Below are 17,831 nucleotides of genomic sequence, written 5' to 3' on the forward strand. Positions count from 1 at the left end.
GGGTGGAATTAGGTTGACCAGCGTCGATTGGCTCAGCTTGACCGAAAGCCCAGGCGATAGAGGTGGGCGTAAGCACCATTTTTCGCCAGCAATTCCGCGTGGGTACCTGATTCGATAATCTGCCCCGCATCCATCATGATGATTCGGTGGGCGTGCTGGATAGTGGACAGTCGGTGTGCAATGACCAGTGAGGTGCGCCCGTAAGTCAGGCGGCTGATCGCTTCCTGCACGGCCAACTCCGATTCGGTGTCCAGCGCCGAGGTCGCTTCATCCAGGACAAGAACCGGCGCATCCTTGTAAAGGGCGCGCGCAATGGCGAGCCGTTGGCGCTGACCACCTGACAATTGCATCGCATTGTGACCAAGAACGGTGTCTATGCCTTCGGGTAACTCGGCAAGCAAGGTGGTGAGGCTGGCGGCCGCCAGGCATTCACGTACCCGCTCGCGATCGACTGGCTGGCCCAAGGCAACGTTTGTGGCGATGGAACTGTTGAGCATCACGACGTGCTGACTGACAAAGGCAAATTGTGAACGCAGGGAAGCCAGGTTCCAGTGCCGGATTTCCTTGCCATCCAACGTGATCTGGCCTGAACTCAGCTCAATGAATCGGGGCAGCAGATTCACCAGCGTTGTTTTTCCAGAGCCCGAAGCGCCCACAATCGCAACTGTCTCGCCGGATTTGATGGAAAGGTTGAACTGCCTGAGCGCCGGTGTGGTGTCGGCCTTGTAGGCAACCATGACGTTGGCAAATTCAATCTCTCCCAACGCCCGCGCCTTGACGAAAGTACCGCCGGTTTCATCGGGCGTGAGGTCCATCAGGTCCAGGCCGCGCTCAAGTGCCGCCAGTCCGCGAGTCACTGGTGTGGCGGCGTCCGACAGGCTTTTGATGGGTGAAATCAGCAGCAGCATGGCGGTGACAAACGCCACAAAGCCTCCTACGGTGGTTGTGCTCTCGGCGCTTTGCAGCAGCGCGATGGAAATCACCGCCGACAGCGCCACGGCTGCCAGTATTTGCGTGATGGCGCTCATGCCTGCATAGGCCGCAGTAGATTTCATCGAAAGACTGCGCAGGGAATGACTCAAGATATTGAAACGACCGGCCTGGCTGGCTTGCGCGCCATGCAGGCGAACGTCGCGATGCGCCATCACATTTTCTTCCACCACATAGGCCAGATCGTCGGTGGCGGTCTGGCTCTCCTTGGTCAGCCGATAGAGCCGCTTGGACAGGATTTGAATCACCAACGCGACGGCGGGAAACAAAAAAGCGACGATGAGCGTCAATTTCCAGTTCAGGTAAACCAGATAGCCGATCAACGCCAACAATGTCAACACATCACGCGTGAGCTTCATGACAGCGTTAATCAAAAGAGAAGAGCCGTTAAATACTTCGTAGACCACCGTGTTGGCGATGGCGCTCGAACTCTGATCTGCAAACAAAGTCAGGCGGGCGCTTAACAGCTTGCCAAACATGGCCGTGCGCAGTTCGAGCAATCCATCGTTGGTAACCCTGGCAAGCGCAAACTGTGCCAGAAATCCGGATAAACCCCGGATGGTGAACAGCAGCATCAGCGTGGCAGGAACGATCCACAGGCTCAGGGAGTCGCGCTGAAAGCCGCGGTCCAACAATGGCTTGAGCAGTGCCGGAACAAAAGGCTCGGTGGCGGAGGCCACGATCGTGGCGCCTATCGCCACAGCCCAGCCAGCTCTGGAATCCCTGAAATAGGGCCAAACGCGGGCAATTCTGTGCAACACCGTCTGCTTTCTGGGCGCGCCGGGTAAGGGTTTTTCTGTGGGCTGAGTCACGTTGCTGGTTCGGGTGAAGTTGTGGCATGAGCCGGGCGACTGTTTTTGGTCAGGCCAAACGCCAGCAGCAAACCGAGCGAGACGCAGAAAAAGTCACCAATCTGGGCATCGTAAAGGGAGGCGTTAAAGAGGCATGCGACTGCCAGCGCCAGCAATGTGGACTGGATAGCCCGTGCGCAATGCTTCTCCATTTTCCTGCTATCGATCAGCATTGAAAACATCAGTGCACAAAGAAGGAAAATGCCGGGAATTCCAAGCTGCACCCCCCACAACAGGTACTCCTGGTGAGGGTTCCCATTGCCGTCTATATCGATGTGTGCGGGGTTTGTTTCACGCCGAATCCTGTTGTATTCACTGCTCCAGCTTCCTATCCCGGCGCCCGCAAGCGGATGCTGGGCGATGATCTGAATGGCAGTTTGCCAGAAAACAAGCCGTACCCCGGAGGATGTAATGGTTGCGGCTTGGGGTGAGTACGACTGGACTTCGGTTTCCACCAGGGTTAACCGTTCGCGTACCTTGCTTGAGCTGAAAAACAGGCCCAAAGCCAGCAGGAACGGCAACAGCACGACGGCAGCCCGGTAGCGTTTGGGCAGCTCCCACATGATGGCAATCGACAGCAGGGCAATCGCAACAACGTGGCCACTTCTTCCGATCAACACAAAAAAAACATTCAGTAGCGCCACAACGGCCAGAATTATTGCCACCTGCCGACCAAACCTGGTAGGGAAGAGCTCTCGCAAATGCCAGCAGATTGCAGCAGACACAGCACTGATGATGCCCTGGTCAAGGTAGCTGGAAAACACCGCGTTCTGCGTCAGCGCCATGTTGGATGTGGCCCAAGGAACTGGTAAATGCGCAAACAGCAGCCACGAACTGACCAGTAGAAAGGCTTGCGCCAACAGAAAAGCCGCCAGCGCATAAATGGCCTCGCGCCGGTCGCGGATGAGGGCCATCATCAGGATTATCACGATGAGTTTGCTGTATTTGGCAAGGGAGCCAAGGGCCTCGGCCTGCGGTGCAACGGTCCAAAAAAGACTGAGCGAAAATGCGAACAGAACGACAAGCACCGCAGCCGGGGTAACTGTTCCGGCCAAACGCTTGCCGACACCAGAAGCCTGCGGCGCCAATAACAAAATGGCGACTGCGCAAATGAGCAGCAAGAACTTGGCAATGCTGATAATGACCATTGACAATCCTACTGACGCCGCAGCCATGCAAATGATCGCGAGTCGGAAATTGATCGTCTTTTTTTGCAAAATGGTCGTGGGTATTGCCGAGGAATTGTCCGCATTATCGGTGATTCCATTTCCGGGCAGGTTACCCAAACACGGAGGACGCTCTGCTATGCTTTGGGCGCACCAGGCCAGATTTTTCGCCGGTAAACCATCACCCGATAGTTGAGAAAAAAGGAATACGTTGGCAAGTCTCTCCGTTACCGTCATTACCAAAAATGAGGCGCATAACATTGAGGATTGCCTGCGCTCCGTGGCATTCGCAAACGAAGTCGTGGTACTGGATTCAGGCAGCACCGACGACACGGTGCAAAGGGCCCGATCCATGGGGGCCGGTGTCCATGTCAGCCCTGACTGGCAAGGGTTTGGGATTCAGAAAAACCGGGCGTTGGCCCTGGCAAGTTCTGATTGGGTGCTTTCACTCGACGCAGACGAACGCGTATCCTCTGAACTACAGGCTGAAATCCGTGCAGCGCTTGCGGCACCTTCGTTTGATGCCTATTCGTTTCCCCGACTTTCAAGCTATTGCGGGCAGTACATGCACCATTCGGATTGGTACCCCGATCGGGTGACTCGTCTGTTTCGCCGCAACTCGGCTCAATTTTCCAATGACTTGGTACACGAAAAGATTGTTGCTCCTTTCGATATTGGACGGCTGCGTTCTCCCTTGTTGCACGAAAGTTTCAGAGACTTTGAGGCGGTCCTCGAGAAGGTCAATCGCTATTCGACCGCAGGAGCCCAAAGTCTGCTTGAAAAAGGCGCAACTGCGTCTTTGAGCAAGGCGCTGGGGCACGGTTTGTGGGCCTTCATCCGGACCTATTTCCTGCGACTGGGGTTTATGGATGGCCGAATGGGTTTCGTTCTCGCAGTGTCCAATGCCGAAGGTACCTACTACCGCTATTTGAAGCTCTGGCTGCTGCGCCAAAACGTAGGCAAGGTACTACCGTTGCAATGAAAATCAGCTTTATCGTGCTTACTTACAACCGAAGTGATGCGTTGCTGGCCGTACTGCGCTCCCTGTCGGTGCAGTGCAGTGCTTCACACGAGGTGTTGATCGCGGACGATGGCTCCAGACCCGATCAGGTGGACATGCTTTACCAGCAGTGCCCCGCGTTCAGATGTCCAGTACGCCACGTCTGGCACGCGGATATCGGGTTTACCGCGGCGCGTGCCCGCAACATGGCCGCCAGCCTTGCGACCGGTGACTACCTTGTTTTTCTTGACGGCGACTGCGTTCCGAACAGGTCTTTTGCTGAGCAGCATGCGCGTCTGGCCGAGTCGGGATGTTTCGTCAATGGCAGTCGCGTCTTGCTGGGTGAAAACCTCACGCGCCAAGTGACCAGTGGCACAATTGACCTGCTCAACTGCACTGCTGCCTTCTGGATAACGGCTCGCCTTCGGGGCGAGAGCAACAAACTTTTGCATCTTGTGGTCTGGCCATGGTGCCTGTTCCGGGTTAAAAAAGGCTTTGACTGGCATGGTATCCGCAGTTGCAATCTGGGCGTATGGCGCAGCGACTTCGTTGCTGTCAACGGCTTCGATGAGGTTTTCGAGGGTTGGGGCCATGAAGACGCTGACCTTGTTTTACGGCTGAGTCATTTTGGAGTGCAGAGAAAAAACGGTTTCCTGGGCACAGAGGTGTTTCACCTTTGGCACCGCGAAAATAAACGCAGCCAGGAATCCGTGAACAGGAATCGGGTGTTGCAACGTATGACAACCGATTTGATACGTGCTGAAAGAGGACTTGAGGAACTTGATCCTCGATTGCCCATCAAAACAACCCAATTGCAGTAGATACAAGAAAGTTTATGAGCATCATTCCCCACCCACGGCGTCGCATTCTCATCAGCCTTCTGGTCGCTGGATCATTTTCGGCATTGCTGGCATTGCCGGCATTTGCCCAGTTCCGCGTTGAGGTGTCGGGCGTAGGCCTCACTCAAATGCCTGTAGCGATAGCGCCGTTTCGAGGAGAAGCACAATCGCCACAAAAAATTGGAAGCATCGTCAAGGCTGACCTTGAGCGAAGCGGCATGTTCCGTGCAGTTGACACTGCTGGCGTTGTGGCAGACGAGAACACCAGGCCAGACTTGGCAAACTGGCGACAGAAAGGAGCCGACGCTATCGTGACCGGCAGCGTGTCGCCACTTGCCGACGGGCGCTTCGACGTTCGCCTTCGGCTGTGGGATGTTGTGCGCGGCCAGGACCTGGGTGGCCAGAGCTACACCGTGGCACAAGCCGATCTGCGCCTTTCAGCGCACCGCGTTTCTGACTTTGTCTATGAAAAACTGACCGGTGAAAAAGGAATATTTTCAACGCGAATTGCCTACGTGACCAAAGCCGGTCAGCGTTTTAATCTCTGGGTCGCGGATTCAGACGGGGAGGGCGCACAATCGGCGCTTGCCAGTTCGGAGCCTATTATTTCTCCGGCATGGTCGCCCAATGGCACCCAGCTGGCCTATGTGTCATTTGAATCCCGCAAACCGGTGATTTATTCGCACGACGTGGCGACAGGTAAACGGCGTTTATTGGCTAATTTCAGGGGTTCGAACAGTGCGCCTGCGTGGTCACCTGACGGCAAGCAACTGGTCGCTACCCTGAGCCGGGATGGAGGCTCGCAACTCTATTCAATAGGTTTGAATGGCGGAGAGCCCAGAAGGCTTACTCAGTCATCCAGCATCGATACCGAACCGGCGTATTCGCCCGATGGACAAGCCATCTATTTTGTAAGTGATCGCGGAGGCGCACCACAAATCTACCGCATGAATCCCGCGGGCGGTAATCCCGAACGTGTGACGTTTACTGGAAGTTACAACATATCCCCCGCGATCAGCCCTGATGGACGCTGGCTGGCTTATGTTTCAAGGGTAGGTGGTGCCTTCAAGTTGCAGGTCATGGAACTAGCGAGTGGAACTGTCACATCCATTACCGACACTAGTGCCGACGAAAGTCCGAGTTTCGCTCCCAACAGCCGGTTGATTGTCTATGCGACGCAGCAACAGGGAAAAGAAGCATTGATGACCACCACCCTGGATGGAAAAATCAAGGCAAGGTTGTCGGGCGCTGGCGGAGATATTCGGGAACCAGATTGGGGTCCTTTCCAGCGTTAATGATTTATTCTGAATTTTATTTTTTATATCAAGAGGTATCTAATGAAACGCATTTTATTTTCCATCGTGTCATCCCTTGTACTTGCAGGCTCGCTCGTCGCATGCGGATCCAATGTCAAACTGGCCGATGTTCCCGTTGAGGACAGAACCGCTAGTTCAAAACAGGCTGATGATGCTGCGGCTGCGGCTGCGGCAGCGGCCGCCCGCAATGTATCACCGGTTCAGATTGGCGCCTCCGATTCCTCTGCCGCTGGCCCTGCGAATACCGCCAAAGTGGTGTATTTCGACTTTGACAGTTATGTAGTCAAGCCTGAATTCCAGAACGTGGTCGACGCTCATGCGAAATTCCTGCTGGCCAACAAGGCCCGCAAGATGGCTATTGAAGGACATACCGATGAACGCGGTGGCCGTGAGTACAACCTGGCCCTGGGACAGAAACGCGCCGAGGCCGTTCGCCGCTCTCTGGGTCTGCTTGGCGTGTCAGATTCCCAAGCCGAAGCCGTGAGCTTTGGTAAGGAAAAGCCTGCCGCAACGGGCGGTGATGAAGCGTCGATGGCTCAAAACCGCCGTGCTGAACTCAACTACCGCTAAACAGAAGGCGGTATGGTGAAAATTTTGAAGGCTGCCGTCGCGTTTGCAGTGTGCGCGCTGACGTTCAATGCAGGCGCTGCGCTATTTGAAGATGACGAAGCGCGCCGGGCCATACTTGATTTGCGACAGAAGGTTGATATCTCGCAGCAGCGCCTGAATGAAGACGGGAGGAAAGCGGGTGAAGAGAACGCCCAACTGCGTCGTAGTCTGCTTGACCTGTCCAATCAAATTGAAATGCTTCGCAGTGAAATGGCGACGATGCGTGGCCAAAATGAACAGTTGACCAGAACCGTTGCGGACATGCAGCGCAATCAGAAGGATCTCACTCAAGGCGTTGACGATCGCTTGCGAAAGTTTGAACCAGGCAAGGTCACTGTGGACGGTAGGGAGTTTGCTGCGGAGCCGGCTGAAAAGCAGGAATTCGAACTAGCGCTTGCTACGCTTCGCAAAGGTGATTTTGCCGCGGCCCAAACCAGCTTTTTAGGTTTTATCAACCGATATCCTCAGAGCGGATACCGCACGTCAGCCCTGTTTTGGCTGGCCAATGCGCAATACGCCTTGCGGGATTACCGTTCCGCCGTTACCAATTTCCGCGCGCTGGTGGCGGCTGACCCGGATCATCTGCGTGCACCTGAAGCACTTCTGTCCAGTGCCAATTGCCAGGTTGAACTAAAGGATGCCAAGTCGGCACGCAAAACGCTTGAGGACCTGGTGAAGGCTTACCCCCAATCGGAAGCTGCTTCTGTCGCGAAAGAACGTTTGAGCAAGTTGAAATAGGGCAATCAATTTGCCCAGTTTCTCCCTTCATTCCTCCTTTAACATTGGGGAATGGAAATTGCCGGACTTGCTACGCTCACCACCCAAGTCCTTTTGGCTGGTTTCATCCTCTCTACGATCTTTGGCGCAATTGTGCAGCGCACTCATTTTTGCACTATGGGCGCCGTCAGCGATGTCGTAAACATGGGCGACTGGACGCGCATGCGTATGTGGGGTATGGCGATGGGCGTCGCCATGATTGGTTTTTTTGGCATGGCGGCAGCTGGATTGATTGATCCGTCCAAAACGCTGTATTCGTCAAACCGGTTCATATGGCTTTCCGCACTCGTCGGGGGGACCATGTTCGGTTTCGGCATGGTGCTGGCGTCCGGTTGCGGCAGCAAGACGCTGGCTCGTATTGGGGGAGGTAGCCTCAAGTCGCTGGTGGTATTTTTGGTCATGGGGATCGCTGCATTTGCCACCTTGAAAGGTATTACTGCCGTAGTCCGGGTCGAGACGATTGACAAAATTGCAATTGATTTGCCCGTTCGTGCCGCACTACCTGACTGGGTCGCCCGCGTCTTCGGTCTGGATCCCTTGATTGCCGGGCTTGGGCTTGCCATCGTCATTGGGTTGAGCCTGATTTTCTGGGCTATGGTGGGTGAAGGTTTTTGCCGCTTCAATAATTTGCTGGCTGGCCTTGGCATAGGCGCTGTTGTGACGGCCACTTGGTGGGTCAGTGGAAATCTGGGCTACCTGGCCGAGCACCCAGAGACCTTGCAGGAAACATTTATTGCGACCAATTCCGGTAAGTCTGAAGCCTTGAGCTTTGTGGCTCCGGTCGCTTACACCCTGGATTGGTTCATGTTTTTCAGCGACAAGAGCAAGGTGCTCACATTGGGCATCGTGTCTGTCTTTGGCGTTGTGGTGGGCTCTGCCGCTTATTCACTTTTATCGCGCAATTTTCGATGGGAAGGCTTTCTTGATGCACAGGACACGGCAAACCATCTGGCAGGGGCGACTTTGATGGGCGTGGGTGGGGTCAGCGCCATGGGTTGTACCGTGGGGCAGGGACTGTCGGGCATCTCGACCTTGAGTGTCACGAGTTTCGTGGCGTTAGCCTCGATATTGACGGGATGTGTGGGCGGCTTGAAGTACCAGATATGGCGTGTGAGCGTTCGACTTGATGGCATTTCCAAGCAACATGACAGCTGACAGCGCATTGATTCAGGCAGATCTGGAGCGACGCTTTGGAGGGTTGGCGCGGTTGTACGGCGCAGCCGGTGCTGCGCGAATTCGCGCTGCGCACATTGTGGTGGTGGGCTTGGGTGGTGTGGGCTCGTGGGCTGCAGAGGCAATTGCACGCAGTGGCGTGGCGCGTCTGACATTGATCGACTTCGACCACATTGCCGAATCCAATATTAACCGCCAAGTACATGCGCTTGACACCAGCCTGGGTCAGGCCAAGGTTCAGGCAATGCGCGAACGAATCGCGCACATCAATCCTGATTGCGAAGTGTCTTGCGTTGAAGAGTTTGTGGATACTGCCAATTGGCCACAGATTCTTGCCCTCGACAGCGGATTCGACCGCAAACGATTTGCTGTCATCGATGCCTGTGATCAAGTGAGAGCCAAGACGGCCATGGGAGCCTGGGCCATCAAAAACAAAGCAATGCTGGTCAGCGTCGGTGCTGCGGGCGGCAAGCGCCTCGCCCATCGTGTTGACATCGACGATCTGTCGCTGGTAACTCACGATCCCCTGCTCGCGCAGCTGCGCTATCGCCTGCGTAAGGAGCAGGGCGCGGCGCGTCAGGGAAAGATCGGTGTAACCTGTGTTTTTAGTCGGGAACCAGTGCAGCAACCATCGACCGGCAGTGCAGTTACCCAGCAGGACAAGGTATCGAAAGAACCCGCCGATGAATTGACAGCCGTTCTTGGGCAGACGGATGGCACTCTGAATTGCCATGGTTACGGATCAGTCGTCAGCGTCACATCAACTTTCGGGATGTGTGCCGCAGGTTGGGTATTTGACCAAATTGCTGGATAGTTTCAAAAGCATAAAAAAATGACGCTATAATTTGAGGCTGTGCTGCAAATAATGTAGTACGGCCTGGAGAAATCCTGGGACGTTAGCTCAGTTGGTAGAGCAGCGGACTTTTAATCCGTTTGTCGTGGGTTCGACCCCCGCACGTCCCACCATCTATCTGTTTGGGTTCTTAGCTCAGCTGGTAGAGCAGCGGACTCTTAATCCGTAGGTCGCGAGTTCGAATCTCGCAGAACCCACCAGTCAAGCCTTACATCTAAAAGCTCCGTAGTTATCAGACTGATAGCGCCGTGTTGTTTGGGGTGGGTCTTTTGTTGCTGATGTTGCCGTTATTTAGCTACCGCAACAGACGCAAAAAACCAGGTAGCAGGTTTGGGTTAGAAAGCACGTACCGTCAGTAAAACAGATAACAATGACGGGCTTGCTCCTACGTTTTCGCATGCGGTCAATGTCCAACGATGCGCTACTATAGTGCGCAGTCGCAACCTTGGATAACTTTATTGCTCTTTGTCATGGTCTTTAAACCGTCTTTCAAATTCATTCTCGCCATACTCCTTGCTGCCAGTCTTGCGTTGGCCGGCTGCCGCGAGGCACCCGATAGTGGAGCGGTCGCAAAGAGTGTCACAGCGGTCTCCCTGGCCGCGATTGCCGTTGAAGCAAAAGGCTTTGATGTCGGCCCGAAGGTGAGCGCGCGTACCGTGTATGTTTTCTTTGATACCCAGTGCCCTCACTGCGGGGCCTTGTGGGAAGCGGCCAAGCCACTGAAATCCCAGGCGAGGTTTGTCTGGATTCCGGTTGGCATCCTTAATCCCTCCAGCACCTTACAGGGTGCCACATTGCTTGCTGCCCAGGATCCAGTCTCTGCGATGAACGACCATGAAACATCGCTCCAGGCGCGTCACGGCGGCATAAACGCGGCAAGCAGCATCGATTCACAGAAAGCTCTGGTGGCGAAAAATACACAGTTGTTTAACCGGCTCGGTTTTGCATCGGTACCGGCCATTGTGGGAATGAATGCACGAACCGGCGCAGTCATAACGCAGGAAGGCGCTATGTCCACCGCCGCGCTGGCGGCCCTGCTGGGGCTGCAAGTGCCAGTCGGCGATCCTGTAATCCCCGTTTAAAACCCGAATTCGTCTCGCTTTTGTTTTTCGTTTTTCGCGGTAAAAAACGTCGCTGATCCAACAAAAGCAGTCCTTAACCGCTATTACTTTGATAGTGATGAGGCCACTGCTCGTCAACGCAACTAAAACAGAACCCGGCTGCGTATCGTTCCTGGAACTTCGGCAAGTTTGGCTAGCGCGATGTCCGAGTGCGCCGCGTCAATGTCGATGACGACATAACCGATGGCTTCATTAGTTTGCAGGTACTGCGATGCGATGTTGATATGGTTGCTCGCAAACACCCGGTTGATCTCGGACAGCACGCCCGGTACATTTTTGTGAATATGCAACAACCGGTGTTTTCCTGGATGGGCCGGGAGCGCCACTTCGGGGAAGTTGACGGAGGAGGTCGAGGTGCCGTTGTCGCTGTATTTCACCAGTTTCTCCGCCACTTCGACGCCAATGTTTTCCTGCGCTTCAATAGTCGAGCCGCCAACATGCGGCGTCAAAATCACATTGTCCAGACCGCGCAACGGCGATTCAAAAACTTCCTTGTTGTTGCGTGGCTCCACCGGAAAAACGTCAACCGCCGCACCTAGCAGTTTTTTCTGCCGCAGGGCTTCGGCCAGTGGTTCAATCTCAACCACGGTCCCCCGCGAAGCGTTGATGAACACGCTGCCAGGTTTCATCGCGGCAATCTCGGCTGCGCCAATCATCCATTGCGTTGCCTGCGTTTCGGGTACGTGCAGGCTGATCACATCAGAGTGCGTCAACAACTCGTTCAGCTTGGCAACCTGACGCGCGTTGCCAAGCGGCAGCTTGGTAACCACATCAAAAAACATAACATGCATGCCCAGTGCTTCGGCCAGCACGGAGAGCTGTGTGCCGATGGAGCCATAACCCACTATACCCAGGGTTTTGCCGCGAATTTCGTAGGCGTTGTCAGCCGATTTGAGCCAGCCGCCGCGGTGAGCTACAGCACTTTTTTCCGGCACGCCGCGCAGCAGCAAAATCGCTTCGGCCAGCACCAGTTCCGCCACCGATCGGGTGTTGGAAAAGGGTGCATTGAAAACGGCAATACCGCGTTCCCGCGCCGCCTGAAGGTCGACCTGATTGGTGCCTATGCAAAAGCAGCCGACAGCTGCCAACTTTGTCGCATGCGCAAAAACTTCAGCCGTAAGCTGAGTACGCGATCGAATGCCGACGAAGTGCGCATCTGCGATTCGGGCCTTGAGCTCTTCGTCGGAAAGCGCGCCTGGCACGCTGTCGATATTCGTGTATCCCGCAGCTGTCAAGACAGCGACCGCCGATGGATGAATGCCTTCCAGCAGGAGAAACTTGATTTTTTTCTTGTCGGTGGATGTTTTGTGCATGGGCAGTGACTGATTCGTTAAGATAAAAATAATTATTATGAATCAACGCATAAATTCAGCATTGTTCAGGGCATTTACCCTTGCGAATTAGGGTCGGCAGGCAGGGCGAGCGGCGTGTCCAGATGGCCTTGCAGGAACATGGAGTCGGCGTGACAATTGTTGGGCTGTCTGCTACATCATCTTTTTTTCTGACGAGAGGCTATTGATTCTTGCAAAACTGGCGAACCTCCTCCGTTGGTACGTTTAATAGCCAATCGTTAACTGCCTTCTTGCGGTGAAGCGTTTTTAGAAGCAATCACCAAAAAGCGTCCTGAAATGACGCTATAATTTGAGGCTGAATTCCTCAATAGCTCAGTTGGTAGAGCGCCGGACTGTTAATCCGTAGGTCCCTGGTTCGAGCCCAGGTTGAGGAGCCAAAAAACACGGAACAAATCAAGCACTTAGGTCGCAAGCCTAGGTGCTTTTTTGATTTTTTGATGGTTCTGAGCAACTCTGCGGGTTCTGCATCGGTTCGGATGGAGATTCGGGAAGCAGAAGCAGATCACCGGCCGGGTATCTGACTTTCTTCATGACTAACTCCCCATTTCAATTTCGACCTTAACAGGTGCCTATTGAAGTGGGTGAAGTCCAAAGGATCCAAAATTCAAATCATCAAAACACTCACCCAGTGATGATGAATCAGTAACGCGGGCTTTTTTGGGCGTTCTGTAATTCCTGCTGTAGACGTCACTAGCAGCGAATTTGCCGGCGGCTCCTTGCTGCATGTGCGTAGTGGTGACAAGTTGCCCGCTCGGCGTGGCTGTCCCGCCAGTCACACGTCGTGAGTCGCTCACCGCATAAACTGACTTTCCAATTTCAAGGAGATTTCTTTCATGCTCACCCTTTGCGGCTCCCCGATTTCTAACTACTACAACAAGGTCAAACTTGCCTTGCTTGAAAAAGGCGTCGTTTTTACCGAAGAGCTGGTGCCCGTCATGAGCGAAAGCGAAGCGGTGTTGGTGGATTCTCCTTTGGGCAAGATTCCCTATATCCGCACGCCGCAGGGCTGCTTGTGCGAGAGCCAGGCGATCATGGAATATATCGATTCGGCTTACCCCAATCCGCCACTGTTGCCGACTGACCAATTCGCCGCTGCCAAGGTGCGCGAATTGGTCATCTTCATCGACCTGTATCTGGAACTGGTGGCGCGCGAGTTATATAAGCAAGCTTTTTTTGGTGGCTCGGTGAGCGAAATGGACCAGTTGCGCGTGCGCAAGCTGCTGGTCAAGAACATTGCGGCTTTCAAACGGCTGGCAAAGTTTGCACCCTATGTCGCGGGTGACACGTTTACCCAGGCCGATTGCGCCGCTTTTGCCAGCCTCCCACTGGTGGGCATGGCCACCAAAGCGGTGCTGGGTGAGGACCTTTTGATTGCGGCGGGCCTAGACTACAAACCATTCATCAAGCTTATCGGGGAGCGGCCTTCTGCACAGAAGGTGGTGGCAGACCGCAAGGCGTCCCAACTGAAGCCGTAAGGGACGTTGACGGCAGAGAATTTTTGATCGACAGCCCGGCCGGGGCTGCCATGTACCTGCGACGAAAGCAGTTCCGTTGCGGTTCAAAATAACGGGATGCATCCAAATAGTGCCCTCGTCCTACTTCGATGGGGGCTAACGGATGGCAGCTTTCTTTTGCTTCAAATGTTCTTATGAGACGTAGCAGGGTGCCCGCAATCCGCGTTAACCGGCTAACTCAAGAGGAATCAAAATGAAATATACAACAACATCACTTATGCTTGTCGCGCTGCTCGGACTCGGAGCATGCACTGGGCCAATGGGACCACAGGGTAATACCGGAAACACCGGCTACACGGGCGCGCAAGGCGAGGCTGGTAGCCAGGGTAGAACCGGAAACACTGGAAATACCGGATACACCGGCGCTACGGGCGCGACCGGAAACCAGGGCAACACCGGCTACACCGGCGCTACAGGCGAGGCTGGCACTCAAGGTAATACTGGAAACACCGGCAGCACTGGTGCTACCGGGGCGAAGGGCAATACCGGCAATACCGGCAATACTGGAAGTGCAGGTACAGGCGGAAGCACCATCGTGGTCGTGCCGCCAAAGCAGTAATTTGAAGTGCGGCTGAAGGCCCGAATGACGAATGAGTCGGCGCACGCGTGAAGAGATGTCTCTTGATTGAGGCTTCTGCCCTTCCTTCACCACAAGGAACTTATGAGAACAGAAAAACAGTTTTTCTGGTCTTGCACTGTACTTGCTGGCAGCTAGCTGAGCGTTCTGCCATTGCACTCTAAGTCCAAAGCATCTTCAATATATTGATCAACGCCACCACCGCTGTAGACAAGGCCATAACAACAGGCCGTGCTCATCAGGCGGTTGCCGCGAAAAAAAGGTGCGCCCACATCGCGACCTTTGCAAAGGCAGACACTTATTTGTTCGATGACTGTCACCGCCAGCATGCGGCCGGCCTGACGCATTGCGATCTTTTGCAAATTGATTCCGCCTGACTGCATGGCGCGGGCAATTTCTTAAGCTCTTGCGCCCCACTGGTTTGGGCATCAGTCGTCAAACATGTCAGGGCCTGGATGCATGCGCATCGGCAGGCATTGTCTGTATCCGAACTATGCAGTGCCTGAAACATCAAAGATATCGCGGCTTGCGACCGCACGCATTAGGCTACTGCGCAATGTGCACAAAGGTCATGGAAACAACGGTTTTTGAGGGCTTGAACAATTTGGCCTTTTGTCTTTGTGAGCCTGCAGGGCTGCAAGTTGGCAGGATTGGCTAAAATTGCGTGTCAGCCGGGTGTGCAGCCCGGGCGTTCCAACCGTGAATTTGAGAGTCGCACGCCCTCGGTGTGGACCTTTCCGTCTCAAGCAATGGCAACAGCCAACAGGCTGTACCGATTCGATGGGCGCGGGCACTCGCTTCACCCCTGCTACACACCAACATGCCCAACCCGGACCCGCATCTGATGAAAATGGTCTTTGCCCGTCTAAAACCCTTTGTGACCGAAATGCTGAGTCGCCTGCGGCATCCCACGCGGCGCGGCGTCGTCCTTTCACTCGCTGCCTTGCCGTTGCTGCTGCTGCTGTATGTGCTGGTGCTGATTCCTTTTACGCCGAGCATCAGGGACCTGAGGAAGGCCAAGTCCGAAAAACCCGCCGTGGTGCTCTCGGCCGATGGCAAGGAAATGGTCTTGTTCAAGCGCGCCAACCGAGACTGGGTGAAGCTCGCCGACATCTCACCCAACGTGGTAAACGCCTTGATCGCCACGGAAGACCACCGCTTTTTTCAGCATCATGGCATTGACCTGAAGCGGACGGCCTCGGCTGCGCTGCGCACCTTCTCTGGCGACACGCAGGGCGGCTCGACCATTACGCAGCAGCTCGCCCGTAACCTCTACCCCGACCAGGTCGGCCGCGCGCAGACCCTGACGCGCAAGATCAAGGAAGCCATTACGGCGCTGAAAATAGAGGCAATCTATTCCAAAAAGGAGATTCTGGAAACTTACCTCAACACCGTGCCCTTTCTTTACAACGCCTATGGCATCGAAATGGCGGCCCGCACCTACTTCGACAAGTCGGCCGACGAACTCGATGTGCTGCAGAGTGCCACGCTCATCGGCATGTTGAAGGGCACAAGCTATTACAACCCGGTTCTCAATCCAGAACGCTCCGTGCAGCGGCGCAATACTGTTCTGACGCAGATGGTCAAGGACAACAAGCTCGACGCTGCCAAGCTTGAGTCACTGAAGAAAAAGCCGCTCAGGGTGGAGTTTGAACGGCAGACGGAGTCGCTTGGCGCGGCGCCCCACTTCACCCAGTTCCTGCGCCGCTGGCTGATCGAATGGGCCGACCGCAATGACTACAACATCTATGCCGACGGTCTGGTGGTGCACACCACGCTGGATTTCCGGCTGCAAAAGCTGGCCAACCAGGCGCTGGCCCGGCAGGCCAACCGCTTGCAGGACGTGACGAACGGGCAATGGGGGCCGCGCGGCTGGGCGGGAAAAAAGGACCTGGTTCGCGCTTTCATGCGGGAGACCCGCGAATACAAGGCGGCCCGGGATTCCGGCCTGACGGAGGACCAGGCGCTAAAGCAGCTGCAGTCTGATCTGGCCTTCATGAGCGCGCTGCGCGAGGATAAAACCCGCTTGCAGGCCGGCTTTCTGGCGCTAGATCCGTCCAACGGGCATGTAATGGCCTGGGTCGGAAGCCGCGACTTCAGTCTGGACCCGTTCGACCATGTGCAGCAGGCGCGACGGCAGCCGGGTTCGACCTTCAAGCCCTTTGTTTACGGCGCCGCCTTTGAGCAGGGCGCCAAGCCCTCGGACACTTTCATGGACCAAGCGGTGGAGATCCCGCTGGGCGGCGGAGCGGTCTGGCGGCCCAGCGATGGCAGCGCGCCAAGCGGGCTGCCGATGAGCCTGCGCGAGGGCCTGGTTTATTCCAAAAACACCATCACCGCCCAGGTCATGCAGAGCGTCGGCCCGGCGAAAGTGGCCAAGCTGGCAAAAGCCATGGGTGTGCGGCAAAGCAAGCTTGAGGAGGTGCCCTCGCTGGCGCTGGGAACCAGCCCGGTGACCCTGAAGGAAATGGTTTCTGCTTACAGCACCCTGGTCAACAGCGGCGGCTACATCGAGCCCATGCTGGTCACGCGCATTGAAGACAGAAACGGCAAGGTGCTGGAAAAGTTCGAGTCCAGATCTCCCGAGCAGGCGATGTCTGTCGCCACCGCGCAAACCCTGGTTGACGTGATGCGTGGCGTGGTAGACCGGGGCACCGGCGCCGGAATTCGGAGCACCTACGGCATTCGAGCCGATGTGGCAGGCAAGACCGGTACCACCCAGGACAACACTGACGGCTGGTTCATTCTGATGCACCCGCAATTGGTGGCAGGTGCCTGGGTAGGCTTCAACGATAACCGCGTGAGGATGCAGGGTGACTATTGGGGCCAGGGTGCGCACAGCGCGCTGCCCATCGTTGGTGACTTTTTCCAGCAGTCGCTCAGGGCCCGGTTGATTGATCAGCGGGCGCGCTTTGCCGGCGCAATCGGCGCAACCGGGGCGGGTGAGCCATACCCGATGCCTGCGCCGGCGCCCGAAGCCGAAGCCGTTGTGGCGCCTGAGCCGCTCCCGCAGAGCTATCCCGCGGCGCCGCAGGAGTTGCCCGTGCCACAGGACACGGGCGTTCCACCGTCCATGAACCCGCCGCAGTCCTATCCTGGCTGGCAGCAAAATGAACAGCGGCCACCGCAATTACCTCCCATACCGCCGGGGATGTTACCGCCCGAGGCGCGGCCACCGGGGCCGGAGGAGCGCCCGATTCCCGTCCAATAAGGGTTTGCCAAACCCCGTTGGAGCGGTGCGGGTCAGTTTGTCGGGCTGACCGACCCGGCTCGTCCCGCTTTCTCCTGATGCGGGTGGTTCAATCTTAATTGAGTCCAGTCAACGGGAAGTAATGGGAAATGATGGGAATTGATTAAACCCGCTGGCAGTTTTGCGTGCTATAAAAAACATAGCTTTACATGGCGGTATTCATTGGACATGGGGCGGATTTGATCCATAAATGCAGAACAAATCCACACCGGGTCCTCAATAAGGCAAGGGAAAGCCGTCGCGCCCTGCGCTAATGCGCTGAACCGTGGGTTTACCGTCAAGCACCTGCGCGCTCAGCGAAACACTCGCGCCCGAGACCAGCAGGCTGCGGTCGCCCGGCCTGAAGGTCACGATGGGCGTGCCGGGCGGCACGACGACGGTCTGTTCACCCTCCTTGTATTTCAGATGCAGCGTTTGGCCGTCCGGCGCTTTCGCGACGTCAG

Annotated in this window: 15 protein-coding genes and 3 tRNA genes; 14 read left to right on the forward strand and 4 right to left on the reverse strand. The window is 55.6% G+C overall.

Annotation, left to right across the window (positions count from 1 at the left end; translation table 11 throughout):
* Window positions 1–32 precede the first annotated feature (32 nt).
* Both msbA and HHJ19_RS02745 read right to left on the reverse strand, forming a co-directional pair.
* Entirely contained in the window at window positions 33–1,802 is a 1,770-nt protein-coding gene (gene msbA, locus HHJ19_RS02740; protein ID WP_296903832.1) for a lipid A export permease/ATP-binding protein MsbA, read from the reverse strand.
* On the reverse strand, window positions 1,799–3,244 hold the full coding sequence (locus HHJ19_RS02745; protein WP_296903834.1) for an O-antigen ligase family protein: 1,446 nt from the start codon (window positions 3,242–3,244) through the stop codon (window positions 1,799–1,801). The genes msbA and HHJ19_RS02745 overlap by 4 nt, the downstream gene beginning before the upstream one ends.
* Between HHJ19_RS02745 and HHJ19_RS02750 the strand changes: the two genes are divergently transcribed.
* The 10 genes from HHJ19_RS02750 (at window position 3,219) to HHJ19_RS02795 (ending at window position 10,656) form a co-directional block, all read left to right on the forward strand.
* The gene (locus HHJ19_RS02750; protein WP_296903836.1) at window positions 3,219–3,989 is read left to right on the forward strand and encodes a glycosyltransferase family 2 protein; all 771 of its coding nucleotides are present in this window, start codon (window positions 3,219–3,221) and stop codon (window positions 3,987–3,989) included. The genes HHJ19_RS02745 and HHJ19_RS02750 overlap by 26 nt on opposite strands.
* A complete protein-coding gene (locus HHJ19_RS02755) occupies window positions 3,986–4,828 on the forward strand; it encodes a glycosyltransferase family 2 protein (RefSeq protein WP_296903838.1) in 843 nt (280 codons plus the stop codon). The genes HHJ19_RS02750 and HHJ19_RS02755 overlap by 4 nt, the downstream gene beginning before the upstream one ends.
* A 14-nt stretch (window positions 4,829–4,842) precedes the next feature.
* Window positions 4,843–6,141, forward strand: a complete 1,299-nt coding sequence (tolB, locus tag HHJ19_RS02760; RefSeq protein WP_296903840.1) for a Tol-Pal system beta propeller repeat protein TolB — start codon at window positions 4,843–4,845, stop codon at window positions 6,139–6,141.
* Window positions 6,142–6,183: 42 nt separating this feature from the next.
* A complete protein-coding gene (gene pal, locus HHJ19_RS02765; RefSeq protein WP_296903842.1) occupies window positions 6,184–6,732 on the forward strand; it encodes a peptidoglycan-associated lipoprotein Pal in 549 nt (182 codons plus the stop codon).
* A gap of 12 nt (window positions 6,733–6,744) precedes the next feature.
* Entirely contained in the window at window positions 6,745–7,509 is a 765-nt protein-coding gene (gene ybgF, locus HHJ19_RS02770) for a tol-pal system protein YbgF (protein ID WP_296903844.1), read from the forward strand.
* A 51-nt stretch (window positions 7,510–7,560) separates the two neighbouring features.
* Window positions 7,561–8,703: a YeeE/YedE family protein gene (locus tag HHJ19_RS02775; RefSeq protein ID WP_296903846.1), complete on the forward strand. Its 1,143-nt coding sequence runs from the start codon at window positions 7,561–7,563 to the stop codon at window positions 8,701–8,703.
* Window positions 8,693–9,535, forward strand: a complete 843-nt coding sequence (locus HHJ19_RS02780) for a tRNA threonylcarbamoyladenosine dehydratase (protein WP_296903848.1) — start codon at window positions 8,693–8,695, stop codon at window positions 9,533–9,535. Before HHJ19_RS02775 ends, HHJ19_RS02780 begins: the two co-directional genes overlap by 11 nt.
* A gap of 76 nt (window positions 9,536–9,611) precedes the next feature.
* Window positions 9,612–9,687: transfer RNA gene (locus tag HHJ19_RS02785), tRNA-Lys, on the forward strand.
* Between the two features lie 11 nt (window positions 9,688–9,698).
* Window positions 9,699–9,774 (forward strand) — tRNA-Lys (locus HHJ19_RS02790).
* 258 nt (window positions 9,775–10,032) lie between these two features.
* The gene (locus HHJ19_RS02795; protein ID WP_296903850.1) at window positions 10,033–10,656 is read left to right on the forward strand and encodes a thioredoxin fold domain-containing protein; all 624 of its coding nucleotides are present in this window, start codon (window positions 10,033–10,035) and stop codon (window positions 10,654–10,656) included.
* Window positions 10,657–10,778: 122 nt separating this feature from the next.
* Here the strand turns inward: HHJ19_RS02795 and serA are convergent, their stop codons facing one another.
* Window positions 10,779–12,008 carry a phosphoglycerate dehydrogenase gene (serA, locus tag HHJ19_RS02800; RefSeq protein WP_296903851.1) on the reverse strand — a complete coding sequence of 410 codons (1,230 nt, stop codon included), beginning with the start codon at window positions 12,006–12,008 and terminating at the stop codon, window positions 10,779–10,781.
* A gap of 340 nt (window positions 12,009–12,348) precedes the next feature.
* On the opposite strand from serA, the gene HHJ19_RS02805 reads away from it, so the two are divergent.
* The 3 genes from HHJ19_RS02805 (at window position 12,349) to HHJ19_RS02815 (ending at window position 14,120) form a co-directional block, all read left to right on the forward strand.
* Window positions 12,349–12,424 (forward strand) — tRNA-Asn (locus tag HHJ19_RS02805).
* Window positions 12,425–12,880: 456 nt separating this feature from the next.
* Window positions 12,881–13,522: a glutathione S-transferase gene (locus HHJ19_RS02810; RefSeq protein WP_296903853.1), complete on the forward strand. Its 642-nt coding sequence runs from the start codon at window positions 12,881–12,883 to the stop codon at window positions 13,520–13,522.
* 232 nt (window positions 13,523–13,754) lie between these two features.
* On the forward strand, window positions 13,755–14,120 hold the full coding sequence (locus tag HHJ19_RS02815) for a collagen-like protein (protein WP_296903855.1): 366 nt from the start codon (window positions 13,755–13,757) through the stop codon (window positions 14,118–14,120).
* Window positions 14,121–14,272: 152 nt separating this feature from the next.
* On the opposite strand, the gene HHJ19_RS02820 is transcribed toward HHJ19_RS02815, so the two are convergent.
* Entirely contained in the window at window positions 14,273–14,521 is a 249-nt protein-coding gene (locus tag HHJ19_RS02820; protein WP_296903857.1) for a hypothetical protein, read from the reverse strand.
* A gap of 461 nt (window positions 14,522–14,982) precedes the next feature.
* Here HHJ19_RS02820 and HHJ19_RS02825 point away from each other — a divergent pair, with 461 nt between their 5' ends.
* Entirely contained in the window at window positions 14,983–17,349 is a 2,367-nt protein-coding gene (locus HHJ19_RS02825) for a transglycosylase domain-containing protein (protein WP_296903891.1), read from the forward strand.
* Window positions 17,350–17,831: the final 482 nt, after the last annotated feature.

This window comes from Polaromonas sp. (assembly GCF_012927415.1).
Taxonomy (GTDB): Bacteria; Pseudomonadota; Gammaproteobacteria; order Burkholderiales; family Burkholderiaceae_C; genus Polaromonas.

Excerpts from the sequence above, each read along its gene's own strand:
- HHJ19_RS02810 (WP_296903853.1), top strand. The coding sequence starts at position 12,881 with ATGCTCACCCTTTGCGGCTCCCCGATTTCTAACTACTACAACAAGGTC.
- HHJ19_RS02815 (WP_296903855.1), top strand. The coding sequence starts at position 13,755 with ATGAAATATACAACAACATCACTTATGCTTGTCGCGCTGCTCGGACTC.
- HHJ19_RS02775 (WP_296903846.1), top strand. The coding sequence starts at position 7,561 with ATGGAAATTGCCGGACTTGCTACGCTCACCACCCAAGTCCTTTTGGCT.
- HHJ19_RS02745 (WP_296903834.1), bottom strand. The coding sequence starts at position 3,244 with ATGACGGTAACGGAGAGACTTGCCAACGTATTCCTTTTTTCTCAACTA.
- HHJ19_RS02825 (WP_296903891.1), top strand. The coding sequence starts at position 14,983 with ATGAAAATGGTCTTTGCCCGTCTAAAACCCTTTGTGACCGAAATGCTG.
- pal (WP_296903842.1), top strand. The coding sequence starts at position 6,184 with ATGAAACGCATTTTATTTTCCATCGTGTCATCCCTTGTACTTGCAGGC.
- HHJ19_RS02780 (WP_296903848.1), top strand. The coding sequence starts at position 8,693 with ATGACAGCTGACAGCGCATTGATTCAGGCAGATCTGGAGCGACGCTTT.
- tolB (WP_296903840.1), top strand. The coding sequence starts at position 4,843 with ATGAGCATCATTCCCCACCCACGGCGTCGCATTCTCATCAGCCTTCTG.
- HHJ19_RS02820 (WP_296903857.1), bottom strand. The coding sequence starts at position 14,521 with ATGCAGTCAGGCGGAATCAATTTGCAAAAGATCGCAATGCGTCAGGCC.
- ybgF (WP_296903844.1), top strand. The coding sequence starts at position 6,745 with ATGGTGAAAATTTTGAAGGCTGCCGTCGCGTTTGCAGTGTGCGCGCTG.
- serA (WP_296903851.1), bottom strand. The coding sequence starts at position 12,008 with ATGCACAAAACATCCACCGACAAGAAAAAAATCAAGTTTCTCCTGCTG.
- HHJ19_RS02755 (WP_296903838.1), top strand. The coding sequence starts at position 3,986 with ATGAAAATCAGCTTTATCGTGCTTACTTACAACCGAAGTGATGCGTTG.